Annotated in this window: 27 protein-coding genes and 1 pseudogene; 5 read left to right on the top strand and 23 right to left on the bottom strand. The window is 40.8% G+C overall.

The features are described from left to right. The first annotated feature begins 287 nt into the window (after positions 1–287). The 3 genes from D8877_RS05270 (at position 288) to D8877_RS05260 (ending at position 3,820) form a co-directional block, all read left to right on the top strand. On the top strand, positions 288–1,544 hold the full coding sequence (locus tag D8877_RS05270; protein ID WP_125352632.1) for an extracellular solute-binding protein: 1,257 nt from the start codon (positions 288–290) through the stop codon (positions 1,542–1,544). Positions 1,545–1,625: 81 nt separating this feature from the next. After that, entirely contained in the window at positions 1,626–2,984 is a 1,359-nt protein-coding gene (locus D8877_RS05265) for a carbohydrate ABC transporter permease (RefSeq protein WP_002904606.1), read from the top strand. Next, on the top strand, positions 2,984–3,820 hold the full coding sequence (locus D8877_RS05260) for a sugar ABC transporter permease (protein ID WP_002904608.1): 837 nt from the start codon (positions 2,984–2,986) through the stop codon (positions 3,818–3,820). The genes D8877_RS05265 and D8877_RS05260 overlap by 1 nt, the downstream gene beginning before the upstream one ends. 136 nt (positions 3,821–3,956) lie before the next feature. Here the strand turns inward: D8877_RS05260 and D8877_RS05255 are convergent, their stop codons facing one another. The 3 genes from D8877_RS05255 to rimM all read right to left on the bottom strand — a co-directional run bounded on the left by D8877_RS05255 (position 3,957) and on the right by rimM (position 7,940). Next, on the bottom strand, positions 3,957–6,518 hold the full coding sequence (locus D8877_RS05255) for a CAP domain-containing protein (protein WP_125352630.1): 2,562 nt from the start codon (positions 6,516–6,518) through the stop codon (positions 3,957–3,959). Between the two features lie 194 nt (positions 6,519–6,712). Next, a complete protein-coding gene (trmD, locus tag D8877_RS05250; protein WP_125352628.1) occupies positions 6,713–7,432 on the bottom strand; it encodes a tRNA (guanosine(37)-N1)-methyltransferase TrmD in 720 nt (239 codons plus the stop codon). Further along, on the bottom strand, positions 7,422–7,940 hold the full coding sequence (gene rimM / locus D8877_RS05245) for a ribosome maturation factor RimM (RefSeq protein ID WP_125352626.1): 519 nt from the start codon (positions 7,938–7,940) through the stop codon (positions 7,422–7,424). The genes trmD and rimM overlap by 11 nt, the downstream gene beginning before the upstream one ends. Positions 7,941–8,138: 198 nt before the next feature. On the opposite strand from rimM, the gene D8877_RS05240 reads away from it, so the two are divergent. Further along, positions 8,139–8,597, top strand: coding sequence for a hypothetical protein (locus D8877_RS05240; RefSeq protein WP_125352624.1), 459 nt, complete (start codon positions 8,139–8,141; stop codon positions 8,595–8,597). A 251-nt stretch (positions 8,598–8,848) separates the two neighbouring features. Here the strand turns inward: D8877_RS05240 and D8877_RS05235 are convergent, their stop codons facing one another. The 18 genes and pseudogenes from D8877_RS05235 to lepA form a co-directional block, all read right to left on the bottom strand. Continuing rightward, the gene (locus D8877_RS05235) at positions 8,849–9,454 is read right to left on the bottom strand and encodes a TipC family immunity protein (RefSeq protein ID WP_142999423.1); all 606 of its coding nucleotides are present in this window, start codon (positions 9,452–9,454) and stop codon (positions 8,849–8,851) included. Further along, positions 9,451–10,050, bottom strand: coding sequence for a hypothetical protein (locus D8877_RS05230; protein WP_125352620.1), 600 nt, complete (start codon positions 10,048–10,050; stop codon positions 9,451–9,453). The genes D8877_RS05235 and D8877_RS05230 overlap by 4 nt, the downstream gene beginning before the upstream one ends. A 77-nt stretch (positions 10,051–10,127) precedes the next feature. After that, positions 10,128–11,105, bottom strand: a complete 978-nt coding sequence (locus D8877_RS05225; RefSeq protein ID WP_125352618.1) for a T7SS effector LXG polymorphic toxin — start codon at positions 11,103–11,105, stop codon at positions 10,128–10,130. Continuing rightward, positions 11,102–11,665, bottom strand: coding sequence for a DUF3958 family protein (locus D8877_RS05220; RefSeq protein WP_125352616.1), 564 nt, complete (start codon positions 11,663–11,665; stop codon positions 11,102–11,104). The genes D8877_RS05225 and D8877_RS05220 overlap by 4 nt, the downstream gene beginning before the upstream one ends. Positions 11,666–11,711: 46 nt before the next feature. Beyond that, positions 11,712–11,984, bottom strand: a complete 273-nt coding sequence (locus D8877_RS05215) for a TIGR04197 family type VII secretion effector (RefSeq protein WP_125352614.1) — start codon at positions 11,982–11,984, stop codon at positions 11,712–11,714. 176 nt (positions 11,985–12,160) lie between these two features. Then, positions 12,161–12,946: an alpha/beta fold hydrolase gene (locus D8877_RS05210; protein ID WP_125352612.1), complete on the bottom strand. Its 786-nt coding sequence runs from the start codon at positions 12,944–12,946 to the stop codon at positions 12,161–12,163. Positions 12,947–13,094: 148 nt separating this feature from the next. Beyond that, a pseudogene (locus D8877_RS05205) lies at positions 13,095–13,274 on the bottom strand (alpha/beta fold hydrolase); the annotation flags it as partial. A gap of 15 nt (positions 13,275–13,289) precedes the next feature. Continuing rightward, positions 13,290–13,838 carry a putative immunity protein gene (locus D8877_RS05200; protein WP_185760167.1) on the bottom strand — a complete coding sequence of 183 codons (549 nt, stop codon included), beginning with the start codon at positions 13,836–13,838 and terminating at the stop codon, positions 13,290–13,292. Between the two features lie 398 nt (positions 13,839–14,236). Beyond that, on the bottom strand, positions 14,237–14,476 hold the full coding sequence (gene kphA / locus D8877_RS05195) for an RNA-binding protein KphA (RefSeq protein ID WP_002895313.1): 240 nt from the start codon (positions 14,474–14,476) through the stop codon (positions 14,237–14,239). A 19-nt stretch (positions 14,477–14,495) separates the two neighbouring features. Continuing rightward, positions 14,496–14,768, bottom strand: a complete 273-nt coding sequence (gene rpsP, locus D8877_RS05190) for a 30S ribosomal protein S16 (protein WP_125341434.1) — start codon at positions 14,766–14,768, stop codon at positions 14,496–14,498. Between the two features lie 175 nt (positions 14,769–14,943). Beyond that, complete coding sequence (gene pynA / locus D8877_RS05185; RefSeq protein ID WP_125341433.1) at positions 14,944–15,633, bottom strand: pyrimidine 5'-nucleotidase PynA; 690 nt, start codon at positions 15,631–15,633, stop codon at positions 14,944–14,946. A gap of 205 nt (positions 15,634–15,838) precedes the next feature. Further along, on the bottom strand, positions 15,839–16,765 hold the full coding sequence (locus D8877_RS05180) for a YobF C-terminal domain-containing protein (protein ID WP_125341432.1): 927 nt from the start codon (positions 16,763–16,765) through the stop codon (positions 15,839–15,841). Between the two features lie 53 nt (positions 16,766–16,818). Further along, on the bottom strand, positions 16,819–17,652 hold the full coding sequence (locus tag D8877_RS05175; RefSeq protein ID WP_125352610.1) for an AraC family transcriptional regulator: 834 nt from the start codon (positions 17,650–17,652) through the stop codon (positions 16,819–16,821). 197 nt (positions 17,653–17,849) lie between these two features. Further along, positions 17,850–18,344, bottom strand: a complete 495-nt coding sequence (locus D8877_RS05170) for a YkgJ family cysteine cluster protein (RefSeq protein ID WP_002900210.1) — start codon at positions 18,342–18,344, stop codon at positions 17,850–17,852. A 167-nt stretch (positions 18,345–18,511) separates the two neighbouring features. Then, positions 18,512–19,156, bottom strand: a complete 645-nt coding sequence (locus tag D8877_RS05165; RefSeq protein ID WP_125341430.1) for a hypothetical protein — start codon at positions 19,154–19,156, stop codon at positions 18,512–18,514. A gap of 105 nt (positions 19,157–19,261) precedes the next feature. Then, positions 19,262–20,053: a nicotinamide riboside transporter PnuC gene (pnuC, locus tag D8877_RS05160; RefSeq protein WP_125341429.1), complete on the bottom strand. Its 792-nt coding sequence runs from the start codon at positions 20,051–20,053 to the stop codon at positions 19,262–19,264. A gap of 441 nt (positions 20,054–20,494) precedes the next feature. Beyond that, a complete protein-coding gene (locus D8877_RS05155) occupies positions 20,495–21,001 on the bottom strand; it encodes a DUF3592 domain-containing protein (RefSeq protein ID WP_260468661.1) in 507 nt (168 codons plus the stop codon). 90 nt (positions 21,002–21,091) lie between these two features. Further along, positions 21,092–22,915 (bottom strand): translation elongation factor 4, encoded by a 1,824-nt coding sequence (lepA, locus tag D8877_RS05150; RefSeq protein ID WP_032912442.1) that lies wholly within the window; start codon positions 22,913–22,915, stop codon positions 21,092–21,094. A gap of 122 nt (positions 22,916–23,037) precedes the next feature. Between lepA and D8877_RS05145 the strand changes: the two genes are divergently transcribed. Then, the gene (locus D8877_RS05145; RefSeq protein WP_125352608.1) at positions 23,038–23,853 is read left to right on the top strand and encodes a Cof-type HAD-IIB family hydrolase; all 816 of its coding nucleotides are present in this window, start codon (positions 23,038–23,040) and stop codon (positions 23,851–23,853) included. A 52-nt stretch (positions 23,854–23,905) separates the two neighbouring features. On the opposite strand, the gene D8877_RS05140 is transcribed toward D8877_RS05145, so the two are convergent. After that, positions 23,906–25,257 (bottom strand): IS3 family transposase gene (locus tag D8877_RS05140; RefSeq protein WP_125341451.1). Its coding sequence is split into 2 segments (ribosomal slippage): positions 23,906–24,816 and positions 24,816–25,257, totalling 1,353 coding nucleotides; the frame shifts between segments, so codons are not numbered across the junction. 118 nt (positions 25,258–25,375) lie between these two features. Beyond that, positions 25,376–25,741, bottom strand: a complete 366-nt coding sequence (locus tag D8877_RS05135; protein ID WP_125341427.1) for a TIGR02328 family protein — start codon at positions 25,739–25,741, stop codon at positions 25,376–25,378. Between the last annotated feature and the right edge of the window lie 14 nt (positions 25,742–25,755).

Genomic DNA, 25,755 nt, shown 5'->3' with positions numbered 1-25,755 from the left:
TCATAGATAATTCTGAACAACAACTTCTCTTCATCTCTTCATACAAGTACCAAAAATATATTGCGAATGAGACAAAATCCTCTCCATAATAAAGCGTTTTCTATGCAAAAATCAAGCAAGCGATTGCACAGCCATTTTAATAGGCTTTGATTAAATAAACAGAAATAAAATAGAAAAATTTTAGAAAAATTAATATATTTTTAAAAAAATTTCAAAAAAAGGCTTGACAAAAATTGCAAACGGTTGCATAATAGGATTGTAAATAAAAATTCCGGGAGGAAATAGGAATGAAAACATGGAAAAAAGTGGTATTAGGCAGTGTCAGCTTGCTGGCTGCAGGAACGCTGTTAGCAGCTTGTAGCTCGAATAGTAGCAAGGAGAGCTCTTCTTCTAAAGCCGATAGCAAGACCTTGAAACTTTGGGTGCCAACTGGTGCTAAAGATTCTTACTCTGATACAGTTAGCAAGTTCGAGAAAGAATCAGGCTACAAGGTTGACGTAGTCGAAATGGAAGATCCAAACGCTCAGGAAAATCTGACAAAAGATGCTAGTACTGCTGCCGATGTTTTCTCTCTGCCACATGACCAACTTGGTAAATTAGTTGAAGCTGGAGCTATCCAAGAAGTTCCTTCTAATATGGCAGAAGAAATCAAGAAAAACGATACGGAACAAGCAGCGATTGGTGCTCAGTATAAAGGTAAAACTTATGCTTTCCCATACGGTATCGAATCACAAGTAACCTACTATAACAAGTCAAAACTTTCCGCTGATGATGTTAAGTCTTATGAAACCATCACTTCTAAAGCTAAATTTGGTGGAAACTTGAAAGAGGCTAATGGATACATCACTGCTCCACTCTTCCTTTCTGTTGGCGACACTCTCTTTGGTAAAGATGGTGAGCAAGTAGACGGAACAAACTGGGGTAACGAAGCCGGTGTGAACGTTCTGAAGTTCATCGCAGCTCAAAAGAATAACAGCGGTTTTGTAAACGTAGATGCTTCTAACCTTCTTGCTAAATTTGAAGATGGTTCAGTTGACGCTTTCCAATCAGGTCCATGGGACTACGCAGCTGCTGAAAAAGCTGTCGGCAAAGACAATCTTGGTATCTCTGTTTACCCAACTGTTAACATCGGTGGACAAGACGTTCAACAAAAAGCCTTCCTTGGTGTAAAACTTTACGCAGTTAACCAAACACCTTCAAACGGCGACACTGACCGTATCGCAGCAAGCTACAAACTGGCTCAAGTGCTTACTAGCAAAGAAAGCCAAGAAAACCAATTCAAGTTTGAAGGACGTCACATCATCCCAGCTAACAAAGAAGTACAAGAGTCTGAAGATGTGAAGAAAGATGCCTTGGCACAAGCTGTTATCACAATGGGATCTTCTGATACCTACACAACAGTTATGCCTAAACTTAGCCAAATGTCTGTCTTCTGGACTGAAAGTGCTGCAATCCTCAGCGATGCTTACAACGGTAAATTTGGTGAAGATCAATACCTCGCAAAATTACAACAGTTTGATAAAGATTTAGCAGCAGCTAAATAATACTCAAACGAATAAAAATAAGCATTGAAGTGAGGAGGGCAGCCTCCTCACTTCTTTCTTTGTAAATATAAGGAGAATACTATGACTCAGTCATCCTATGACAATGCATCCATGGTTCAGGTCTTTAAAGAGGGAACTTGGGATGTCAAACTCTCTTTTCTGGTAATGGGACTGAGCAACCTTGTAAACAAACAATTTATAAAGGGTCTGCTCTTCCTCTTCTCAGAAATTGCTTTCCTGATTGCTTTTGCAGTCCAAATCATACCAGCCATTGGCGGCATGATTACATTGGGAACTCAAGAGCAAGGAGAGGCTATAAAAAAAGTTAACGGCTTGGAAATCACCGTTCAAGTAGCGGGTGACAACTCTATGCTGATGCTGATTTTTGGACTTGCTTCTCTCATCTTCTGTGCGGTCTTCGCCTATATCTACTGGTGTAATCTGAAAAGTGCTCGTCACTTGATGGCCCTCAAGCAGTCTGGTCAGAAGATTCCTAACTTCGTTGAGGACTTTAAGACGTTGGCTGACGGCCGCTTTCACATGGGCCTAATGAGCATCCCTCTTATCGGAGTACTGCTCTTTACCATCTTGCCTCTGATCTATATGATCTGTTTGGCCTTTACTAACTTTGACCATAAGCATCCAGCTCCTAAGTCACTCTTTGACTGGGTTGGCTTCTCTAGCTTTGGTGATGTTTTCTCAGGTCGTATGGCTAGCACCTTCTTCCCACTTTTAGGCTGGACCTTGATTTGGGCGGTTGCTGCAACAGCTACTACTTTCTTCTTCGGTATCGTTTTAGCTCTCTTGCTCAATACCAAAGGCCTCAAGTACAAGAAAGTTTGGCGCACGCTCTTCGTTATCACTATTGCTGTACCGCAATTTGTATCACTGCTCTTGATGCGCAACTTCCTGAATGACAATGGACCTTTGAACGGATTATTGCAAAGCCTGCATCTCATTCAGCATCCAATTCCATTCTTGAGTGACCCTGTTTGGGCTAAGTTCTCCATCATCCTTGTCAATATGTGGATTGGTATTCCATTTACCATGCTGGTAGCGACTGGGATTATCATGAACCTACCTAGCGAGCAAATCGAGGCTGCTGAAATTGATGGAGCTAGCAAGCTTCAAATCTTCAAGAGCATTACTTTCCCTCAAATTCTCTTGATTATGGCGCCATCACTTATCCAACAGTTTATCGGAAACATTAACAACTTCAACGTTATCTACTTCCTGACAGGCGGTGGACCTACTAACTCTTCCTACTATCAGGCAGGCTCAACTGACCTCTTGGTTACCTGGCTCTATAAACTGACCGTTTCAGCCAAGGACTACAATCTGGCATCTGTTATCGGTATACTGATCTTTGCAATCTCTGCAGCCTTCAGTCTCTTAGCCTATACTAGATCCGCATCATTCAAGGAAGGAACTGCTAAATAATGAAAAATAGAAAAAAACTCAGTTTATTAGGGATTTATGTCTTACTGGCTGTTTTAGCACTCATCTGGCTAACGCCGATTATCTGGATTTTTCTGACCAGCTTCCGTGGTGAAGGTTCTAATGCGGTCCCTTACTTCTTCCCTAAGACCTATACTCTTGACAACTATATCAGACTGTTTAATAACAACACGTATCCTTTTCTTCAGTGGTTTATGAATACCCTGATTGTTGCCACAGCGACCTGTATCCTGTCTACTTTGATTACTGTGGGTATGGCTTACTCACTCAGCCGTATCAAATTCAAGCATAAAAATCGTTTCCTCAAGCTGGCTCTGGTACTTAACATGTTCCCAGGCTTCATGTCTATGATTGCGGTTTACTACATCTTGAAAGCACTCAATTTGACACAAACCCTGACTTCACTGATTCTGGTTTATTCAGCTGGGGCTGCTCTAGGTTTCTATATTGCTAAAGGTTTCTTTGATACTATCCCATATTCTTTGGACGAATCCGCTATGATCGACGGAGCTACCCGCTTCCAAATCTTCCGGACTATCACACTGCCGCTGTCAAAACCAATTATCGTTTATACAGCGCTTATGGCTTTCATGGGACCTTGGGTTGACTTCATCTTTGCCTCTGTCATTCTAGGCGATGTCAAGGAAAAATACACAGTCGCTTTAGGACTTTTCCAAATGCTTAATAAGGATGCCATCAATAAATGGTTCTTGCCTTTTACATCTGGAGCGATTATCATCGCTATCCCAATCACTCTTCTCTTCATCTTCATGCAGAAATACTACGTAGAAGGTGTAACAGGCGGAGCAGTCAAATAAAATCTATTATGAATATTGAAAACTTCCGACAGTTAATATCGGAAGTTTTTATCTTTATTTTTATATTAGATTGTTTAATTGCTGTAGACACAAAAAAATGAGTCTGGAATAATTTCCAGACTCATTTTGTATTTCTTTAATTATAATCTTCATCTCTGCGACGGCGCTTGTTGGTTCCCAAAAAGGCCGCTGCACCAAGTGCCATACCAAAAATTGCTAGGCGTTCTGCTTCTGAACCAGTATTTGGCAGAATAGCAGGAACTGTTGGAGCCTTATCAGCTGTCGTAGCCACACTAGCTAGCTGAGCTGCAGGGTTTACAACAAAATCAGTAAATGCACCACCACCTGCCGCTTGAACAGCGCCTGTAGTTACTCCTTTGACTTCACGAGTGTTTGCATGAACTTCTGCAGTCTTAGCATCTGAATCTTTCTTAGCTTCATCCTCTGCACCTGGACCAGCAGCTCCGCCTTTTACAGCTGTTAGAGTCTGTTTATCTTCACCTGAGCGATAGTTGCTATTCAGAGCATTTCCATACAGGAGAGATGCTTGATTCAAGATATTCAAGAGAGTTTCATAATTCGCTTGAAGACTGTTGTAGGATTCCTCAAGAACAGCTAAAGTTGCAGTCTCTTGATTTAAGATTGCTTGTTTAGCTTCAAAATCAAGCTGCGCTTCTGCCAACTCCCGCTCAGCTTCTGCTAGTAATTGAGGAGCATTTTTTAGATCAATAACTTTCTTTTTAGCTGCTGCTAATGTCTTTTGAGCAGCCATGAAGTCCTCTTGAGCAGTTCCCAAATTAGCTTTTGCAGCTTCTTGAGCTGATTGAAGTTCTGCTAACTTATCTTTAGCTGCCGCTAGAACTGCCTGAGCGTTGCTCAAGTTAGTCTGATAAGGTACTAGGTTTGCTGCAATCTTAGCTGTCGCTCTGTCGAGAGCTTCCTGCTTAAGGGCAACATTTTGCTTGGTCAAAGCTAGATTATTTTCAGCAGTTGCTACTTTCTGACGAGCTGCTTCAACTGCTGCAATTTGAGCTGCCGCTGCCTTTTGAGCATCAGCTAATTGAGCATTGAGGATATTGATAGCTGATTCCTGACCAACTTTTTGAGCCTTGAGTTCAGCCAATTGATTCTTAAGTGCTGTAACATTAGCGTTAGAACCTGCAGAACGACCACCACCAGCACGTAATAACTGCTCCATAGCCGCAACAGTCAGCAAAGTACCATTATTAACACGTTGGTCAAAGTTGCTAATATGATGGAAACCAACTTCGGATGTACCATGAGGTGTGCCCCATTGGTTTGGATGCTTATCATAAGCTGCTGAGATAGCATTGGCTTTATTATCCATCATCTGAACATAGTGTCCAATCTGAGCAAATACGCCAGCACCAACCCGCATATAGATAGCATTAGCATCAAGCTGAGTTTCATCAGTAGGCAGTCCATATTGCGCTGCAATCTCTTGATACTTTTCTTTTTCTTTGTGCCAGAAATTCACAGCACCTTGCGGGTCAAAGCTAATGGCTACATTTTCATTACCAATCAGCTTACCCATGTGCCAGTTATTACGCTCAAAGTAGATAGTCTGAATCTGGCTGGCCACATTCGCATACGGGTTAACCAACAACTCTTGTAAGCCAGCATTACGACGGTAAGCATTAATCGCCTTAACCAACTCCAAAGCTTGAAGGTTATTTTCTAGACTAGCTGGACTGGTTGGGTCAGAATTAACTGAAATACCAAATTCATTTTGACCGCGTTGGTAAACTGCAAGAGCATTGTTAGCAGCATCACGAATTTCCTGATTGGCCGCATTGTTACGAACATTTTCTAAAAATTGAGAATAAGTCGTATTGTGAAGGTCAACAGGAGCTGTTGCTGCTGCTTTCTCGGCAGCCGGAATCTGTCCTTCAAGAGAGTTAATAGCTTGATTGGTTCGACCCAAAGATTCCTTTGCATGATTGATTTTATTCTGGATTTCAGCCTGCACCTGTGGAGCAGAAGACGCTGCTTGCTCTGCCTTTGTCAGTTCAGCCTTTGCATTGTCTAAAGCAGTCTGTGCTTGACTTTGCTGACTCTTAGCAGTTGCTACAGCTTGCTCTTCTGAGTTAAGTGGTGTTTTAGCTTGTTTCAATTCAGTCTCTGCAACATCTACCAGAGATTGACTCGCTTTAATAGTATTTGCTTGATCTTTAACAGCTTGGTCAGCCTTGGCAGCTTTAGCCGCTGCTTCTCGAACAGCAACGTCTTTCGTGCTAACCTCTTGCTCTGCTGTTTTTGCTTCTGTCTCCGCTTTAGCAACGTTTTCTTCTGTTGCTTCTGCCTGTATTTCTTTAGCATTCTCAACAGCGGCTTCAGCCACTTTCACGCTAGTTTTTGCATCTTCAGCTTCTGTTTTAGCAGTATCTACTATCGATCTTTGCTCATCGAGTTTAGCTTTAGCAGCTTCAGCATTTTCTTGGGCAACAGCTACATCTGCTGCTGTCACCGGTTTTCCAGTTACCTCAGTCGCTTGTGGAGCTGTTACAGTTGATTCAACCAACTCATCCGCGTGCACTTGATGGGTCAGTCCACCAGAAATAATAGTTGTAGCCGCGATACCAGTCGCTACAACAGACTTGCCTATTTTCTTTTCCATAATCAATCTCCTTTTTATAATCTCACATACTATAATTACCCTGGGTATAGCAGCCCGCATAGTAATATACTATCACAAAACGCTAGTATTAACTAGTAGCAAACGTATCCTTTTAATAGTTTTTTTATTACATTTTAGTTACAAAAATGTTTTATTAGAAAAATAAGCTGGTTTTTCCAACAAAAATGAGCATTTCTGTATCCAACGAAGTGAAAACTCCTAGATAGTTTCTAGAAGTTAACTTTGCTTGTCAGTCAAGATTGAGCTTGTCGAATTTCTTCTAACATCGCTTCTTCTTCGGCCGTCATTTGATAGTGTTCCAGTAAGTCTGGACGTCTTAGATAGGTCTTTTTCAGACTTTCATAGAGACGCCACTTGCGGATATTTTCATGATGACCGCTCATAAGAACTTCAGGAACGACCATCCCCCGATAGTCATAAGGTCGAGTATACTGAGGATATTCCAAGAGTCCAGACGAAAAACTGTCATCTGTATGACTGACTTCCTTGCCAATAACCTCTGGAATCAAGCGAACTGTAGCATCAATCATAGTCATAGCTGCCAATTCTCCCCCAGTAAGAACATAGTCTCCAAGCGAGATTTCATCTGTCACTAGAGTCTTGATCCGCTCATCGTAGCCTTCGTAATGGCCACAAATGAAAATGAGTTCTTCTTCTTTAGCTAGCTCCTCAGCATAGGCTTGGTCAAAAGTCCGACCAGCAGGATCCAACAAAATCACACGCGTCTGCTTCTTTTCAATGGCATCATAGGCATCAAAAATAGGTTGAGCCCGTAGCAGCATACCCTGGCCTCCGCCGTATGGCTCGTCATCTACATGCCGAGATTTTTCAGCCTTCTCTCGAAAATTGTGGTAATTGATTTCTAAAAGGCCTTTTTCCCGCGCTTTACCGACGATAGAGTGCTCCAAGGGTGCAAACATCTCCGGAAAGAGAGTCAAAATATCAATTTTCATCGTCCAGTCCTTCCGGTATCTCTACATCAACCCGACCTTGCTCAATGTCAATCCCCAGCACCACTGGCGGAATATAAGGCAGTAGCAAGTCTCGCTTGCCCTTACGCTTGACCACCCAGACATCATTGGCTCCTGGCTGCAGAATTTCCTTAATCCTACCAAGAAGAACGTCATTTTCATAGACTTCAAGACCGATGATTTCATGGTAGTAAAATTCCCCATCTTCCAAGTCAGTCAAATCTTCCTCTCGGACTTTCAGAGTGAAATCACGAAATTTCTCAATGTCATTGATATGGTACATGTTCTTAAACTTGATAATATCAAAGTTCTTAACCTTGCGATGGCTGGCAATCTCCACATCCATGACAAACTGATCCTTCTTGTCAAACAGGGCAAGGGTATTACCTTTTTTAAAACGCTCTTCTGCAAAATCCGTCACTGACAAAACCCGCATCTCACCTTGCAAACCTTGCGTATTGACAATTTTTCCAACATTAAAATAATTCATCTCGACTCCAACATATTATACTCTGCCTAATATTTTATCATGATATAGGGGAATGTACAAGAGAGATAAGGGGGAATTCTCTTGCCTATATTTATTTGATTAATGTTGCTATTTAACGTATAATTATACATATAGAACCTCAACACCGTAAACACCCAAGTGTGTTTACGCAAAACTAGAAAGAAGTTGGTGATACCTATGGGAAAAAAGTTAAGCAAACTCCTTCTCTCTACTGCTATTCTAGCTACCACAGCCGCCAGTTTGACTGCTTTGACACAGGTCAAAAAAGGCCAAGCAATGGAAAATGAAACGAAAGAAACTAGAAATATCTCAGCCCTTGACGAAAAAATTGCTCAAATTGATAACCTAACCATCAAGGCTTTCCTAGAATACTATGCTAGTCAGAACATGACCTCCGCATCGTCTCTTCCAATGATAGATGATTTAGAGGCCAATACGCGCATCATCGTTATTGATATAGACTATGCAGATACAAGCATCCCCCCTGCCATTGGAACATCAGTCGATGGATCCGAAGGGCCTGTCGGGGGAACTGTTGATGATGATGGCCAATATATCGAGTTTGATACCAGTGACCATAGCAAATCCGCAACCGTTCAGGAAATTCGAGATGCTATTGCTGAGATTCTTGGCTAGACTCATCTTATTATTAAAATTACCAGCTAAAACAAACGAAGTCATTAAAAAATAAACGGCAAGCTCGACGAAAGGTTTACTTATTTCAAAGAGTAGCAATTTCAAAGTCAAATATGATAATAGTTTACATAAAAAACGCATAAAATCAATGTTCACAGAAGCATTAATTTTATGCGTTTTGGCTATTGAAGAATTTCTTCCACTACCTCTTTGTTAGAAAGGTAATTCATATTATCACAGCTATGGCTCTCTTAATTCCATTTTTTTACAACCTTCACATTGCCCTTATTACTGGGAGAAAAGCGGCCGCTTGAAACATTTTTCCATTCTTTAAGGAAAACGTTCTCAAATAAGGCGAATTTTTCTTCAATCTTAGCTTGAGTCAAACCATAGCTTTCAAACTTATCTCTAGGAACGATAACATCTTTGCTGTCATAGTCTAGGAGTTTAGCTTTTTGTGTGAGAGTCTTGGCCTTTGCATCATAACTGGCAGTCAAGGATAACTGAACATTCTCATCCCATTTCTCCTCATAATCAAAAATAAGCATCTGATTTTTATTTGCTATGATATTAAGATTGCTGTTTTCTGGGAAATCCTTTGATTGGAATACTACCATCACTGTGCCTGCCTGAAAATCCGAACTGTCCTTTTCCGTAACAAGGTCAGCTCCTTTTATTTTCAAGAGCTTCATCTGACTCTTATCTCCAGCACCTGCATATTGGATTTCATCCTTGTAAATTTCATCAAAAATACTGCTAGACTGACTGCCCTGTTGATTGTAGAAGGTTAGAAAACCAATTATCAAAAGCAAGGCAAGCGCTAATATAAAAATTAGAACCTTTTTCATAATAATCATTCCCTTTCCGCATAAGTTCCCAATTGATTATCTCGTTCCTCCAAACTTCTAAGGAAATTATAAGAATCAGGATAATGTTTTTTGATATAGGCACGTTTTTCTTCCTCAGTTGGCTCAGTATACGTATCTTTGGCACCTTCGTAAAACTTTTTAGGAACCATCTTGAAAATCTCTTTTTTTACATCATTAATATCAGTATATTTGAGAAAGAATTCTGAACGTGTCATCTTATCCGTTTTGGAATCTGTTTTATCTTCTAACTGTCGGTAATAATAGTTAGAAGCTTCCAAAAAAGAAAGTTTCTTTTCATTCATGATGCTCGTGATATTTACGGCATCTAAATCTGCTCTAAAATCATCATTCCCCATAGATGGTTTTGTTTCTGCATCCGTTGTGGCATCACCACGCCAGCCCGAAACTGCTTCAATTCCCTTTCTTCCTCCAAACATTAGCATCATATAGCCTGGTGGCAAAGAAAGGTTGAGGTGAGTTGCAGTCGTGATGAACTGATGAGCAAAATCTGTTTTATTAGCATAGCGTTTATTTTGCTCCTTCCAATTATTTAAAAAAGCTGCTTTTATTTCAGAATCAGACATACCTGAAATATTGTGAGTTTCCTTATACAATTTTAAACGATCAGTGTATTTTGCATCTCCTTCTGCAGCAGGATCTACTATTGTACCTGTAGTAAAGTTAGAAAAAAATGCTGCTTTTCTATTTCATAATATAAACTTTTGGATTCAGCATCAGTCAAGCCCATTCTTATATAAAACTCTTGAGCTGAGTCCCCGTCTAGATCACCAGCTGTCTGATCCCATTTATAACCATCATATACTGGAGCTCCTAAAGAACGATTGAGCAGATAGTCTTTTTTCTTCTGAGACATTCTAGGATATTTTTTATCAATCCCCTCTTTAAGTTTCAATATTTTTTTAGCAGTATCTTCATCATAACCGTATTGTTCGATGAGATTATTTATAAAGTTTTTATCCCTAGATTGTGAGTCTTGCAAATTTGAAGGTGGAGTATAATTCATTATTTGTGTTGCCCAATCCAGATTAGCTGGCAAAACATAAACTCCTTTCTTTGCATCCCATGCATTATTCAAATGGTTGAGTCCTGTAGTAATCATATTTTTCAAATTTTTAATCTCTGAGAAAATTTGAGACGATGAATTATTGAATTCTCTAAGTTTATCTAATTTCTCTTGAAGTACTTGTCTTGCATCAGTCAACGTATCAATCATTTTCTGCTGATTCTTCACTAACTCCGATAGTCCAACTGCTTTTACCCCAAATATGCTAGTTTCCTGAATAGTGATAATATTGGTTAATCCTTGAATATTAGCTTCTATGTCAGACTCCTTTAGGCTTTCATTAGCAACCTGCGCAATATATGATTCTGGAAACCGTTTAACTGTCTTACCCACTGCTTCTGACAGTAGCTTTCCGCCATGTACCAAAGGACGAAGAACCCTTTCAGAATAACTTCGTGCTGAATCATAGGCTTTTCCTTTCAGCGATTCTGTGCTGGCTTCAAAATCTGTCAAACTTCTTTCCAGTTCTTCGTAAGCTTTAATTTCCTCTTGCGTCATCTTCTGGGTACTGGCCGCTTGGGACTGCGAGTCTTCCAAATACATGTCTATACTCATTGGTGATTCCTCTTATTTTCTAAACTGTTTACTATCCGAATACGCTCATGGTAGGCCTCATCATATTCTTCAGAGACCCTTCTTTTTTGCTTTTTCAATGCTTCGCTATCTTCTTCAAAGTTTGCTCGAAAACTCTGCCAGCTCTGGAAAAATTCATCACGCATATGCTCAAAGCCATTTTGAGGACTGTAGCGATAGGCTAGTTCATCTAATAAAGCATGCATTTGATGTGCGTCTGACTCCACAGATTCATAATATTCTGTCACTTTTTTTAAATCACCGTCTATCTTATATTCCTTTTCCAATAATTCTGATTCTTTATAGCGAAGGTCTTCAATTTGCTCCTCTGGAGATTTGATCTTTTCCTTGACTTTTTGCTCTTCCTGGAAGTGCCGACTTATCTTATACATGACCTTATCTTGGTTAGCCAGCATTCGCTTCAACTCTTCCTGCTCCCGCAGATTCTGCATCTGTTCTCGTTGCGCTTGCAATCGTTCTGCCAGAGTCATATCAGGATCATATACAAACTTAACTGGCTTCTCTTTATTTTCTTCTTCCATGAGCAGTCTGTCCTCCTTGATTTCCAGAATAGTCAGAGTATTTTATCTAGCCATTTACAGACTCAGCTATCTGCTGATCCACTGCTTCAAATTCTCCAGCAACACTATGGATATTCGTCACCATTTCAGAGAGAGCATTAGAAATGCCTTGTCTGGCATCTTGGGATGCCTTCATAGCCTCATGAGCATTTGAATTCCCCGAAACGGTCGTTTTATCATCCTGTTGAGCCTGTCCGATTCCTGATAAATTGGAACTCCCTTGTTTGATTTTTGTTGCATAGTTCTGAGCATCTGATATATTACTTTTAATTTTAGTCATTTTTTTCTCCTTTATTATACATACTAGCCTTTGTCTGTAGCATTTTTATTATAATATCATTGCAAATCTATTACAAAACAATACAGGATAATATCGCTCATTAGTAAAGAAGAGTTTATATTACTTTAGAGTTTCCCTACACATCATTATCTTTCTTTTAAAAGCTGGCTTCACAATCACATTCCTAAAAGAAACTCAACTATCTTTTCTGACTGACTCCAATGTAAATAATGATGGTTGCCTCCTAAAATAATCTGGGTACTTTGTGAAGCAAATTCGGAATCTTTATATTCTTGTTCTCGATAGGCCTGACTCAGGATAAAAATCGGAAATTGAAAAGAGATATCTAAGTTTTGAAAATCGCTTTTTGCGATACTGCAATAATGTTGAAATCCTTCTTGTACAGATTTAAATCTATCAGAACTCCTTTCTGCCTTCGCCCATAAGATTTTAAAATCAGCTACTGAAAAACTCTCTTGTCCTATTTTTTTCAGATATTCATATCCTCCACCGAGCGTCTGAACTTTCTCCTGTAAGGCTAAAAATTCGGGATAAGGATTCTGAGCTAATTCTCCATATAGAACAGAATAAGTGGTCGGCTCAATTAAGATTAGTCTCTGACAAAACGGCTCTGACTCAGCAACTTTAACTGCTACAAGACCACTAATACTGTGCGCACAAACAGCATACTGGAGGACTTTAAACTGCGATAAAACCTCTATAATAGATTGAACCAAATCGTCCAAAACAAAATTTTCTTGATTTTCGAGTGGGCTTTGGCCAGCATTAGGGTAATCTATTGTTAAATAGCCCCAATTTTTAGGTAACTTCCGAATGACTGGCAAAAAATTTTCATAGGTCGGCAGACTCCCTGCACCGCTTAAAAATACAGCAATCTTTTCCGAAGGTTGATAAGATACAAATAACTGTCCTACTTTCGTTTTGATGATTTTTTCTTTCATAATGTCTCCAATCAATTCTTAAAAATATCATCTGGGCACACACTAGTATCTGAGAGCTAGCTATTTTACTAGCAGAATAAGGACATCCCAATACCAGAATTTTTTCATATTCAACCAAGGATCGTATCACAAGAGGCAGTTGCTAGTATTCCCCATTTCCTCGTAAATCAGGCGCAATAACCTGATAGCGATCCTTAAAAAAATCTATCTGAGGCTGAAACATGCTCGAGTCAGCACTCAGACCATGCAGGAGCACAAGCGTTTCTTTATGACCTCGCCCTTCTATCCGATAGAATATCTTAGCATCAGTTCTTTCGATATGGTCCATCCTATTGCCTCCATTCTACATTTCATTTATACTTTTCTGCCATTCTTTGGCCAGTTCTATCTGTTGCTTTCTTTCCCTGACAACTGCTTGCATATCATCAGAACTCTGCAAATTTATTACCTTGACGGCATAATCCGCCGAGACAATAGCATGACCTCGCATGTGGGCTGTTGCGACCGCTTGGGCAAAGACACGCGCGGCATACTTGCTGACTGGTGATTTGGCTTGCTGAGATAACTTCTGAGCTAAGAAACCAGCCTTTCTCAGCTCATGGGCAGAAACCTTACCCGCAAGTCGCGCTTCAAACACTTCCTGAACTTGAGTTAAGATTTGCTGTTTTTTAAGATCGTCACCAATATCTATCAGAGCCATAAAGCGAGTGGCATGCTGCATTGCCCATTGGGCAAGCTGCTTCTGAGGAAGCTGGACCAAGATTTGTTCCAGTTCCAATCTTTTCTGACTGTCATCAAGGATCTTTAGCTTATATGGACTAGGCTGACTCACTTGTCCATTCTCATAACACTCTCGTTCATGGGCATTCCAAGCGAAATCTTCTGACTTCATATTTCCTCCGTTTTCCTCGCTTCGCGCTTGCCTCGTTGAAGAAGCTAAACTATGTAGTTCTCGTATACGCTCGATCTGCATCAATGCCCCTAAATTCAACTGTGCCTAATAGCTTGTTTCATTAAGGATCTTGTACCCACGCTTTGCTGGGCATCAATTTCCCTAAATCCGACTGTTTTCTTCGCGCTCGCCTCGTTATAAAAGCCAAGGTACGTAGTTCTCGCATACGCTCGAACTGCATCAATACCCCTAAATTCAACTGCGCCTAACGGCTTGTTTCATTAAGGGTCTTGTACCCACGCTTAGCTGGGCATCAATTTCTCTAAGCTCACTTGAGAGTTGCGCACTCAGTTCGCTAAGAGAAGTAGAAAAAACGGGACACACTGGTCCCGTTCTTCTTATTTCTCATCAATAACGATGCGAACTTTTTTGTATTCAGTTGGGACAGAGTAAACAATCGTCCTTATAGCGGAGATAGTACGACCTTTACGACCGATTACACGTCCAACATCACTCTGATCAAGATCCAGGTGATATTCTAAAAATTCAGGTGTATCCTCAATCTTGATAGTTAAGGCATCTGGCTGTGAAATCAAAGGTTTCACTATCGCAATAATTAGATTTTCAATCGTGTCCATATGTCAACCTACACTTCTATTATTTAGAGTATTTTGAATCGTGGAATTTCTTCAATACGCCTTCTTTTGAAAGGATGTTGCGTACAGTGTCAGAAGGTTGTGCACCATTACTCAACCACTCAAGGATACGGTCTTCCTTCAAAGTCACTTGGTTTTCAGCTACAAGTGGGTTGTAAGTACCAACTGTTTCGATGAAACGTCCGTCACGAGGTGAACGTGAGTCTGCAACATTGATACGGTAGAAAGGTTTTTTCTTAGAACCCATACGAGTCAAACGGATTTTTACTGCCATTATTAAGGTCTCTTTTCTTTATTTTTTCTTTTGGTGAAATAGCAGAGCTATTAAGCACATATTCTATTATAGCAGATTAAAAACAGCTGTCAAGTTTTTTTCTTGACAGAGTTAAAATTTTTTTAGATTAGTCTTTCTTGTTTAAACGGACAATAGTTTTTCATTTGCAGTCTCCTTATGGAACCAATAGTCTGATAATGTCGTCATAAGAATAGGCGGTATAGGTCGGTTGAAAAAGACTTTCATTTTCTAGCTGCTTGGGATTGTACCAGATAGAGTCCAATCCAGCATTATTAGCGCCAGCAATATCTGCTGTCAAGGAGTCTCCAATCATCAAAGTCTGAGACAGGTCAAAATCTGGTATCTGCTCTGCTATTTTTTCATAAAACAAAGCTTCGGGCTTCTGAGTCCCCATCTTCTCCGAAATGAAAATATGGTTAAAATAAGGAGAAATGTCGGAATTGGCCATGCGGCCAGTCTGAATAGCCGTGATACCATTGGTAGCTCCATAAATCTCAAAATCAGCTGCGGTCAGACTGTCCAAAAGCTCGCTTGCACCAGCGTATGTTTGTCCTTGCTGAGCAATATGCTGCTGATAAAGGAAGGCTAACTCGGCGCCATCCTTCTCAATGTCAAAATGGGAAAAAAGACGAGAAAAGCGAGTGTTGACCAGCTCCGGCTTGGTGATTTTCCCCTGCTCCAGTTCCCGCCAAAGCCCCTTGTTCATGGGAATATAATAGTCTTTGTAGGTCTGAATATCTGTTATACCTTGCTCTTGCAAAAAAGCAGTCAGAGCAAAATCCTCAGCAGTATCAAAATCCAGCAACGTATGGTCAAGGTCGAAAAGTAGAAATTTGTATGACAAGGTAGAAATCCTTTCTGCAACTGTAGTAGCTTCATTATACCACAATGCATAAAAAACCAGCCGCTCAAAAATAAACGGCTGATTCTCATTTTATTTCACCACAGGTATCCAGAGTTCCATTTGATAGTCTGGCACCCCTGGTTTCAATCCTGCTGCATTACATTCTTTTATTTCCCAAACAGCATCTTCGTTTTTCTCACTTCTTCTACTCTTCTTTATAGTGAATACACAAATCTCTAAATTTACTATCTAGCGCTGCAATATCATACAAGACTTCTGACAGTTTCTGATAATCTTCCTTGATACAAAATAGATGAGCTTGGCCCAACAGTCTTGCTAAATTTTCTTTTATTTCTGATCTAACAGCATCGTATTCTTTTAAGAAGTTGCTCATGTATAGATTTCTGATAGAAGCTAATTTGAAACTAAAGTATTGATGAAGATGTTTTTGTTCTTCATTCAAGCCATTGTCCGCTACCGACTTAGCATATCTTGCTATCACATTCTCCTCGCCGTGCTCATATCGCTGCTTCATTAGCACAGATGTTTTTTGATAAATCTCCTTGGAAGTAGGAGATTTGATTTTTTTGAAGTTTCCCCACATGGAGAAAGAACCTCTTTTATAGTCGATATTTTTAGCTTCCCAGGCTTTAAAAAATTCTGAGAAACTCATTTTCATACAAGCAAAGCCTGCTGGATCATGGAAATAGATAAACTCATCATCTAGATCATAAACTGAAACAAAATGGTCCACCCCATACAAATGGATATGATTGGGATTATAAGTGAGATAACCCATGTCCAAAGGGCCAAGAACAACTGGTCCGCTGAGCAAGAACTTGCTTAGCATTTCTCTGATAGAGAGAAGATCCACCGCATTTGAATCCTTTATATAGTATTCATCATATGTAAAGCCCAGAATGTTTAAAGAATGGCTGATAGAACTATCTGGCATCCCATTATCAAAGAAGACTAAGGGGTGTTTTTCATCTTCCTTTATAATACTAGCACCATTTCCCATCACCATAATAGCTTCCAAAAACTCAGGGCGAACATCATAACCATACGAATGCAACGCCATCGCAAGTGAATATGTATAACAAAGAGAAACGTCCCCAAAATACATCTGCATAGCATCACCCTCCTCTGTAATCGACAGCTAAAAAACAACTTGAAATCAGCATTTTATCTAACCACTGGTATCCAGAGTTCCATTTGATAGTCTGGGGAGTACATGTCACCCTCGGAGTAAACTTCAAAATCTGGTGCTCCCGAGTGGCGATAGCCAGTTTCTGGGAAAAAGACTTCCAAGACATATTTCCAAGCATGATGGATACTGGCTGGTATGGCCCCCTTGACTGGTACGATGGCATATTCAGCTTCTGCGATTTCTTTGATTGACAGACCTAGTTCTTCTGCTTTAGCTCTATCCGTCACATCATAAGCGGCCATATAGTTGATGATTTCGCCTTCTTTGACATCCGAGCAGACGCCAAAGGATTGGCCACCGCCCAGACTTTTCAGGATTTCAAAGCTGTGATTGGCATAGAGCTGCTCCCATGCAGACGGGCACTGGCTATTGTCAATAGCTTCCAATAGGACGCCAGCCACAGTAAAAGCAGGTTTCTTTTGAATCTTGATATCCATGTTCTTTCCTCCTGTAATCTTTAAGGATAATTGAAGTCTAGGAAAAACCCGATAAGGTTTTCCATTTCGAACTTCTGAGGGAGTAACACCATGGAATTTCTTGAAGGCTGAGCTGAAGGCATCCGCAGACTCATAGCCGTATTTCATCGCTATGTCAATGACTTTCTCAGAGCTTTCCCGTAAGTCCGTCACAGCTTCTGACAGCCTGCGATTGCGCAAGTATTCTGCTAAAGTCATATCTGCTAGGATGGAAAAGAGCCTGCTAAAAAGAGCATAAGAATAGCCCGATAGCTGCTGAAATTTCTGCAAATCCACTTCTGCGTCCAACTTACTTTCCAGATATTCCATGGTTCGATTGAATTGATGCATCATATTCTTTTTCACCTCATAAAAGATACTAAGGCCGTTAAAAGCAAAGTGAAAATAGGAAAATTGGCGGAGGGGCTCCTGCTCCAAGAAAATTTTATCTTTTTCACACAGCTTCTAGGCCGTATTCAATTCTAACTATAGTCTAACAGATCTCAGATACTTCCGCCCTAGAATTTTTGTACAAGATTTAGAGGGGGATTCTACAACCTATCCCGCAGCTTCTCCACAAAAAGATAAGCCGCTGGGCAAGTCAGGGTATTTTTGATTGTCAGATGATTAATCTGATGAATCTTCTTGCGGTCTGTATGGGGAAATTCTCTGCAAGCCTTTGGCCGGACATCGTAGATCGAGCAGAGATTGTCTCCACCTAAAAAAGGACAAGGCATAGCCTTGAAAACCTTGTCACCGTCTTCGTCCACCTGCAGAAACTCCTCTTCAAAAGCTGGCAACTTCATCTTGAAATACTTGGCAATGCGGACAATATCGGCTTCCTTAAAGTCTGGCCCCAGAGTCTTACAGCAATTGGCGCAGGCTGTACAGTCAATCTCTTCAAAGACCTCATCATGTATTTGCTGGGCAATCTTATCGAGGTTTTTTGGTGGCTTTTTCTTGAGACCGGCTAAAAATTTTCGGTGCTCTTTCTGTTTTTGCAGGGCTAGCTGATGGTACTTTTCAAGGTCGATTTCTTGAGTCATATATTTTTCTTTCTGTATTCAAATTGTTTTAATTATATCATAAAATGAGCGCTCTTAAATGTCATCAAAACCCAAAAATATGATATATTCCACCTCACAAAAAAATCTGAGAACAAGTCCCAGATTTGCTTTTTATTAACTTAGAGAGTTATCATCAAATGCGGTCGCTAAATGCTTTTTCCACCGTCCTTGCTGACGCTCCATGTTTCTTCGATATAGGGGATAAACTCATACAGAGTATCTTCATCGCCCTCAAAGGACATCATATAGACCTTATCGCCTTGTTTGAAGACCCAAACCGTTAGGTTTTGAGTGGATTTTAAAACAACATTAATCTGAAAGGCTTCATTTCCAGCTACGGTACTCTTTGCTCCCCAAAAATCATCGACTTCCTTATTATCCTTCCAGTGATAAGCAATGCGTTGGGCAATGGTTTCGGCGTTGAATTCTTCACCTTCTCCGATATTGGCTTTTTCTTTCGTATAAGTGTTCATCGTGACAATATTATAGCCACTTCCATCCGTATACTGGACGCTGTCGCCACCATCTACATCTGTAAACTTAATCCAATTATCAGGAATACTAATATAGCCATAATCATCAGAGCCGACCCGCTGCGTACCAGTAGTCTTTGACGAATCTTTTTCTTTACGACTGCTACTACTTGTATCACTGTCATCTCTCAGGGAAACCCGACTAGAAGAATCAGATGGTTTCCGACTGCTATAGCTCCTGATAAGGCTACAAGAGGACAGAGAGAGACCGGCTAAGATAGTCAGGGAGAGCAGAAAGTACTTCTTTTTCATGGTCATTCCTTCCTAAATCTAATAAATTTTACTAATACTAGTTTACCATATTTTGGGGACGAAAGGAAAGAGAGACATTGTCGCATCCGATTTCTTTTTCCGTTTGTAGGACTATGCTTTTTTAGCAGCCTTATTCCACTGGTACCATCCGACCAAGCTGTTGATTAAATAGATCAAATATTTCCCTTGAATCTGAAGACTTTCACCCCACCAAAGGTAGATAGAAAAAATATTGGTCGCAGCCCAGAAAATCCACTGTTCGCGATAAACAGCCGTCATCAAGATTTGCCCTACACCATTTGTCGCATCTGTGATTGAATCACGATAAGGACGATTAGCCCCCACAGACTGATAAATCAAGCCAAAAACCAACCACCAAAGCACACTAAGCGATAGATACTTTGTCCATCCTTTGGCATCTAGCTTACGAGCAACAAAGTCTTGCTTTTCTTTTTTGAACTGACCTTGGTAAATCCACACCAAGAGCCCAATTGGCTGCATGATGGTAAAGTAAAGAGTCGTCAGGACCTCGCCATAGAAGCCTTTCTGCAAAGCCAAAATCAAGTAAATCACAGAATTGATCAAACCAAAGAGATAATTGCTAGCCCTCCCTTCTGAAACGAAGATCACACAGATAATCCCGGTTAGACTGCAAATCATCCCCGTCCAATCCACGATGCGATGTTCATATATCAGCTCCAGCCAGAGCGGAAAACTCCCTAGAATCAAGAGATAAACCCATTGACCTAGACTGCGATGAGCAAACAAATCGTCCCAGATAAGTTTCAAGGTACCAGAAAAGCCGAGCTTCTTCATGCTAGTCACCATTCGTTTGTAGCCACCAGACATTTCAGAAAGCGTCAGCTTCATGTTTGCGATTTTCTTTTGGATATAAGTATTCATTCTTTCTCCTTTTGTTTTTTAAGAGCCGTGTCAAATTGACTTACGGATGCAACGCTCTATTATTTTCGAACACGCATAAGGTCTGTCTTATACAGTATTCACATTTTATCATATTCCTATTTCAGAAAATGTCAAGTAAAATCTAAAAAAGATTTCCTAATGTTCGGATTTCAAGAAAAAACCTACAAATTTTTGTAAGTCTTTTTACTTGGATTTGGTATTTGTCGAACATTTTCTCTGATTTATTACTATCTTTTTGTGAAACATAATTAAATGCATCATTAAATTTGACGATTTATGATTGCTATAATTTTCATTAGACTATAAGTAACAAGAGATAAATCGATCAAGACCATTAGGAAGGTTAGAAGTTATTTTTGAGACTAGGACATCTCATAGCTGAAAATGCAGAATAATGAGCAAACTAGTCTCAAATAAGTATCAACTCAAATAGGAAATTTCTAGAATTACCGCAATTAAAACAAAACCAATAATGGAAAAGATTATTATTAGCAACCTAAAGATTCTATCAAGGCCTGCATAACGTTCTACAAAGGCTTTTTCAGGCTTTTCAGGATTATAATAAACCGTCATGGCCGAGCCTTTTGGGAATATTTCTCTTAACTGTAAATTCTTTCCAGCGCTAAGAATATATTTCCTATCAAAGACATCTTTTTGCTCTTTCTTCCTAGATGTTTCTATATAATAAGCATATTCAAATTTTTTTCTGTATGTTTCCCCATTCACGAGATATTCTACAATAGGCAAAGGGATAGCCATTTCATTACAGCTATCATAATCAACCACTATGCCTTCAATTTTAGAAGTACATTTTTTCTGAATATTCATCTCCCGTCGATAGAATAGGTATAAAACTAAATTTGTAAGGCCAATAAAGAAACATATGGCTATTATCAAAATAATCGGTTTATCCAAGATTTGATTCACACTTCTATTTCCTAGCTTGGATGAGTAACATCAACTGAAATTTTCTTAGCTTTTATAATCAGGGTTTAGGCGAATAAAGTCCACCGGACTTTATTCCTCATCCATACTCAGGACACTGAGGAAGGCTTCTTGTGGGACTTCGACAGATCCGATGGCTTTCATCCGTTTTTTACCAGCTTTTTGTTTTTCTAGGAGTTTGCGCTTCCGGGAAACGTCACCACCATAACACTTGGCCAAGACATTTTTGCGCAAAGCCTTGATGTCTGTCCGAGCCACGATTTTCTGACCGATAGCTGCCTGAATGGGTACTTCAAACTGCTGACGAGGAATGATTTTCTTGAGCTTGTCTACAATCAGCTTACCACGCTCATAGGCAAATTCCTTGTGAACGATAAAGCTGAGAGCATCAACCTTATCGCCATTGAGGAGAATATCCATCTTCACCAGCTTGGACGAGCGATACTCGGAGATTTCATAGTCAAAGCTAGCATAGCCACGAGTAGAGGACTTGAGCTTGTCAAAGAAGTCAAAGACGATTTCTGCAAGTGGGATTTGATAGATGACATTGACCCGATTATCATCGATGTAATCCATGGTCACAAAGTCACCGCGCTTACGCTGAGCCAACTCCATCACCGCTCCGACAAATTCCTGCGGTACCATAATCTGCGCCTTGACATAAGGCTCCTCAATGGAATCAATCTTGGTCGGATCCGGAAACTCGCTCGGATTGGACACATCAAGGGAAGCACCATCCGTCATATTGACCTTATAGATAACGGATGGCGCCGTCATAATCAGATCAATATTAAATTCACGCTCCAAGCGCTCCTGAATGACGTCCATGTGCAGCAAGCCTAAGAAACCACAGCGGAATCCAAATCCCAATGCCTGAGATGTTTCCGGCTCAAACTGCAGACTGGCATCGTTTAGCTGGAGCTTTTCAAGCGCCTCACGCAGGTCATTGTATTTATTGGACTCAATCGGATAGAGACCGGCGAAGACCATCGGGTTCATCTGCTTGTAGCCAGCTAGTGGCTCTGCAGCTGGATTGTCCGCCAAGGTCACTGTATCCCCGACCCGAGTATCCTGTACCGTCTTGATAGAAGCTGCGATATAGCCAACATCCCCTGTTGCTAAGAAATCACGTCCAATAGCCTTGGGCGTAAAGATGCCAACCTCTGTTACATCAAAGGTCTTGCCATTGCTCATGAGCTGAATGGTATCTCCCGGCTTGACCACACCGTCCATCACCCGCACTTGCAGGATTACCCCACGATAAGCATCATAGACCGAGTCAAAGATTAAGGCCTTGAGCGGTGCTTCTACATTTCCAGTCGGAGCCGGAACTTTCTCCACAATCTGCTCTAAAATTTCCTCAATTCCGATACCAGCCTTGGCAGAAGCCAATACGGCTTCGCTAGCATCCAACCCAATCACATCTTCAATCTCTGCCCGCACCCGCTCTGGATCCGCAGCTGGCAGGTCAATCTTATTGATAACTGGCAGAATTTCCAAGTCATTGTCCAGCGCTAGATAGACATTTGCCAAGGTCTGAGCTTCAATCCCCTGAGCCGCATCCACGACCAAAATAGCCCCTTCACAGGCCGCTAATGACCGAGATACTTCATAGGTAAAGTCCACGTGTCCCGGCGTGTCAATTAAGTGGAAGATATAGGTTTCGCCGTCCTTGGCAGTATAATTGAGCTCGATAGCATTGAGCTTAATGGTGATACCACGCTCCCGCTCCAAGTCCATGCTGTCTAAGAGTTGGGCCTGCATTTCCCGGCTGGAAACCGTTTCAGTTGCCTCCAAAATCCGGTCAGCCAAGGTTGATTTCCCGTGGTCGATATGGGCAATGATGGAGAAATTGCGGATCTTCTCCTGACGTTTTTTCAAATCTTCTAAATTCATTTTTCTCATCCTTTTAGGGTATTCTATTTATTATAACACAAGACCAGTTATTTTTCCTATAGACTCGGACTTTCTCTATAAATTATGCTATACTAGTCAGAGAATAATTTTGGAGACACTTTATGATAAAAATTCTTGCACTTGATATGGACGGCACCTTGCTCAACAGCAAAAAAGAAATTCCCCAGGCTCACATTGATGCTCTGCACCGAGCTATTGAAAAAGGAGTCAAATTGGTTCTCTGCACAGGCCGTCCCTTGGTTGGCGTCAAGCCTTATTATGACAAACTGGGCCTGGCACAAGAAAACGAATATGTCATCGTGGACAATGGCTGCGCCACTCACCAGACCAGCGACTGGAGTCTGGTGGACTGGCAAGAGCTGAGCGGTCAGGATATTCGCTATCTCTATAGCCTGTCTGAAAATAGCCCTGTCCAGCTGACTCTCTTTGATGAGGAGCATTATTTCGTCGTCGGAGAAAAAGCCAGTTCCTATGTTGTAAATGATGCAAGCTTAGTTTTCACCACTCCAACCGAGATTAGTCTGGAAGAGGCTTGCAGCGGTCAACACAGAATGTTTCAAGCTATGTTTTTAGGCAGCCAAGAGCAGGTAGATGCTTTTGAAGCCGACTTTGGCCAAGAAATCTGCCAGCGTTTCAGCGGCGTTCGCTCTCAGCCAGTCATTTACGAGGCCATGCCATCTGGTGTAACCAAAGCCTTTGCCCTAGAGCGATTGGCTAAACAATTGGAAGTCAATCCTCAGGAAATCATGGCAATCGGTGATGCTAACAACGATATCGAAATGCTGGAATATGCAGGCCTTGGTGTAGCCATGGGCAATGCTTCAGACTATGTCAAAAGCATTGCCGATGCCGTCACAGACAGCTGTGAAGAAAATGGGGTCGCTACAGCTATTGAGAAGTTTATTTTGAACTCGTAAAAGTCAAAAAAGAAGAGCAACGTGTACTGACCCCAAAAAGTTAGACAATTAATTATTGAAAGGATTTAGTTCTGTATTGCACAGGGCTAAGTCCTTTTAGTTTGACTTTGATTCGTTTGTTATTGTAGTAATCAATGTAGTCCACAATAGCTTGCTCAAGGTCTTCTAAAGACCTAAAGTTCTTCTCATAACCGTAAAACATCTCAGACTTAAGAATGCCAAAGAAGGACTCCATCATGCCGTTGTCTGGGCTGTTACCCTTGCGTGACATGGATGGCTGAATTCCCTTATTCTCTAGAAACCGATGATAAGAATCATGTTGGTATTGCCAGCCTTGATCGCTATGGAGAATCGTATTCTCGTAGTGTTTCTCTGTGAATGCCTGTTCCAACATGGTCTTCACTTGTTCTAAATTTGGTGAAGTAGAAAGATGATAAGCGATGATTTCACTGTTATATCCATCCAGAACAGGGGATAAATAGAGTTTCTGCCTGCTTGCTGGAATGGCAAACTCTGTCACATCCGTATAGCACTTTTCCATTGGCTTGGCTGCTTCAAACTGGCGTTGAATGAGATTCTCTGCTTTCTTGCCAATCTCTCCTTGGTAGGAAGAATACTTCCGTTTTCGACGAATTCGAGCCGTTAAACCAAGGACTTTCATCAGCCGTTGGACCTTCTTATGATTCACCACGAAGCCATGATTTCTTAGTTCAAGAGTAACTCTCCGATAGCCATAATTTCCTTTATGTTCACTATAAATGGCCTGAATTTCAGCTTTAAGTTCTTGATTCTTATCTGGTTGATCTAGCTGTTTTAAGTGATAGTAGTAAGTTGAGCGAGCTAAATGTGCCGTTTCAAGAAGTAAATCTAATCGAAATCCTCCTGAAACCATTTCTCTAACTGTCTCTGCCTTTCTCGCTGTAAGGCTTCGTCCCTGTCTTCTAGCTCTTTTAACTTTTTTAGGTAGGCCACCTCAGTACGTAGACGCTCATTCTCCTCTTGAAGTCGCTCTAATTCTGTCATTTCTTCCCAAGTTTTCTTCCGTTTACGTCCCATTTTAGCTGGTCTCCCTCTTGTTTTCTCAACAATAGTATACCCGTTTTTCTTGTATTGTGCCAGCCAATTTGGAAGTAATCCACTACTTGGAAGAGCATAATCCAGAGATACGCTTAGTTGCGAACGACCTTCAATCAAAACCTTATTGATGATTTCTTGTTTTAATTCAGGAGAGTAATAACGGTTTTTCCCTTTTTTGACACTATCTATTACGTAGCGATCAATCAATCGAATTAAGTAGTCAAGATTTGAAAGGTTCATCCCATATTTTTCTGAAAGTCGCTTTAAGCTGATTCCTTGTTTTCTTAGTTCATAGATTCGAACTTTATCCTCATAAGTTAATTTCATTTAAAAACACCCCAAAAGTTAGATTTTTTCTGTCTAACTTTTGGGGGGCGGTTCAGACAGACAGACTCTTTTTTTTTGTTCTATAACCTTAATACTATGCCGTCTTGGCACTTGGAAATCAAAAAATTTCTATTCCTTTCTCTTTCAGATTTTCCAGGCATTCTTGCAGATAGGCTGCGTCATGTTCTGGATAAATAGGATGTTCCAGCTCCTCAGCCGGCAACTGCTGGTAAGGTGGACAGGTCTTGCCACGGTATTCCTTGTCCAGCCAAAGGCTGTCTGGCTGATAGCCCCGCTTCTGCATCTCCTCCATAATCAAGAGATGATAAGCATACAGGTGATAAGGGCTGTGCTCAAAAACATAGTTGACCGTCGCATGCGGCTTGCCCCACCCTCGTCCACGCAAGGCTGCACACTCTCGGTGCTGGCCTAAAAGCTGCTGGCGCGGAAGTTTTTCAATTAAATCTTGGTGCCAAAGTCTCACGTTTTTCTCCTTCT

Origin of the sequence: Streptococcus sanguinis (assembly GCF_003943735.1) — a bacterium.
GTDB classification, from domain to species: Bacteria; Bacillota; Bacilli; order Lactobacillales; family Streptococcaceae; genus Streptococcus; species Streptococcus sanguinis_E.
This window is presented reverse-complemented; position numbering and strand designations above follow the sequence as displayed.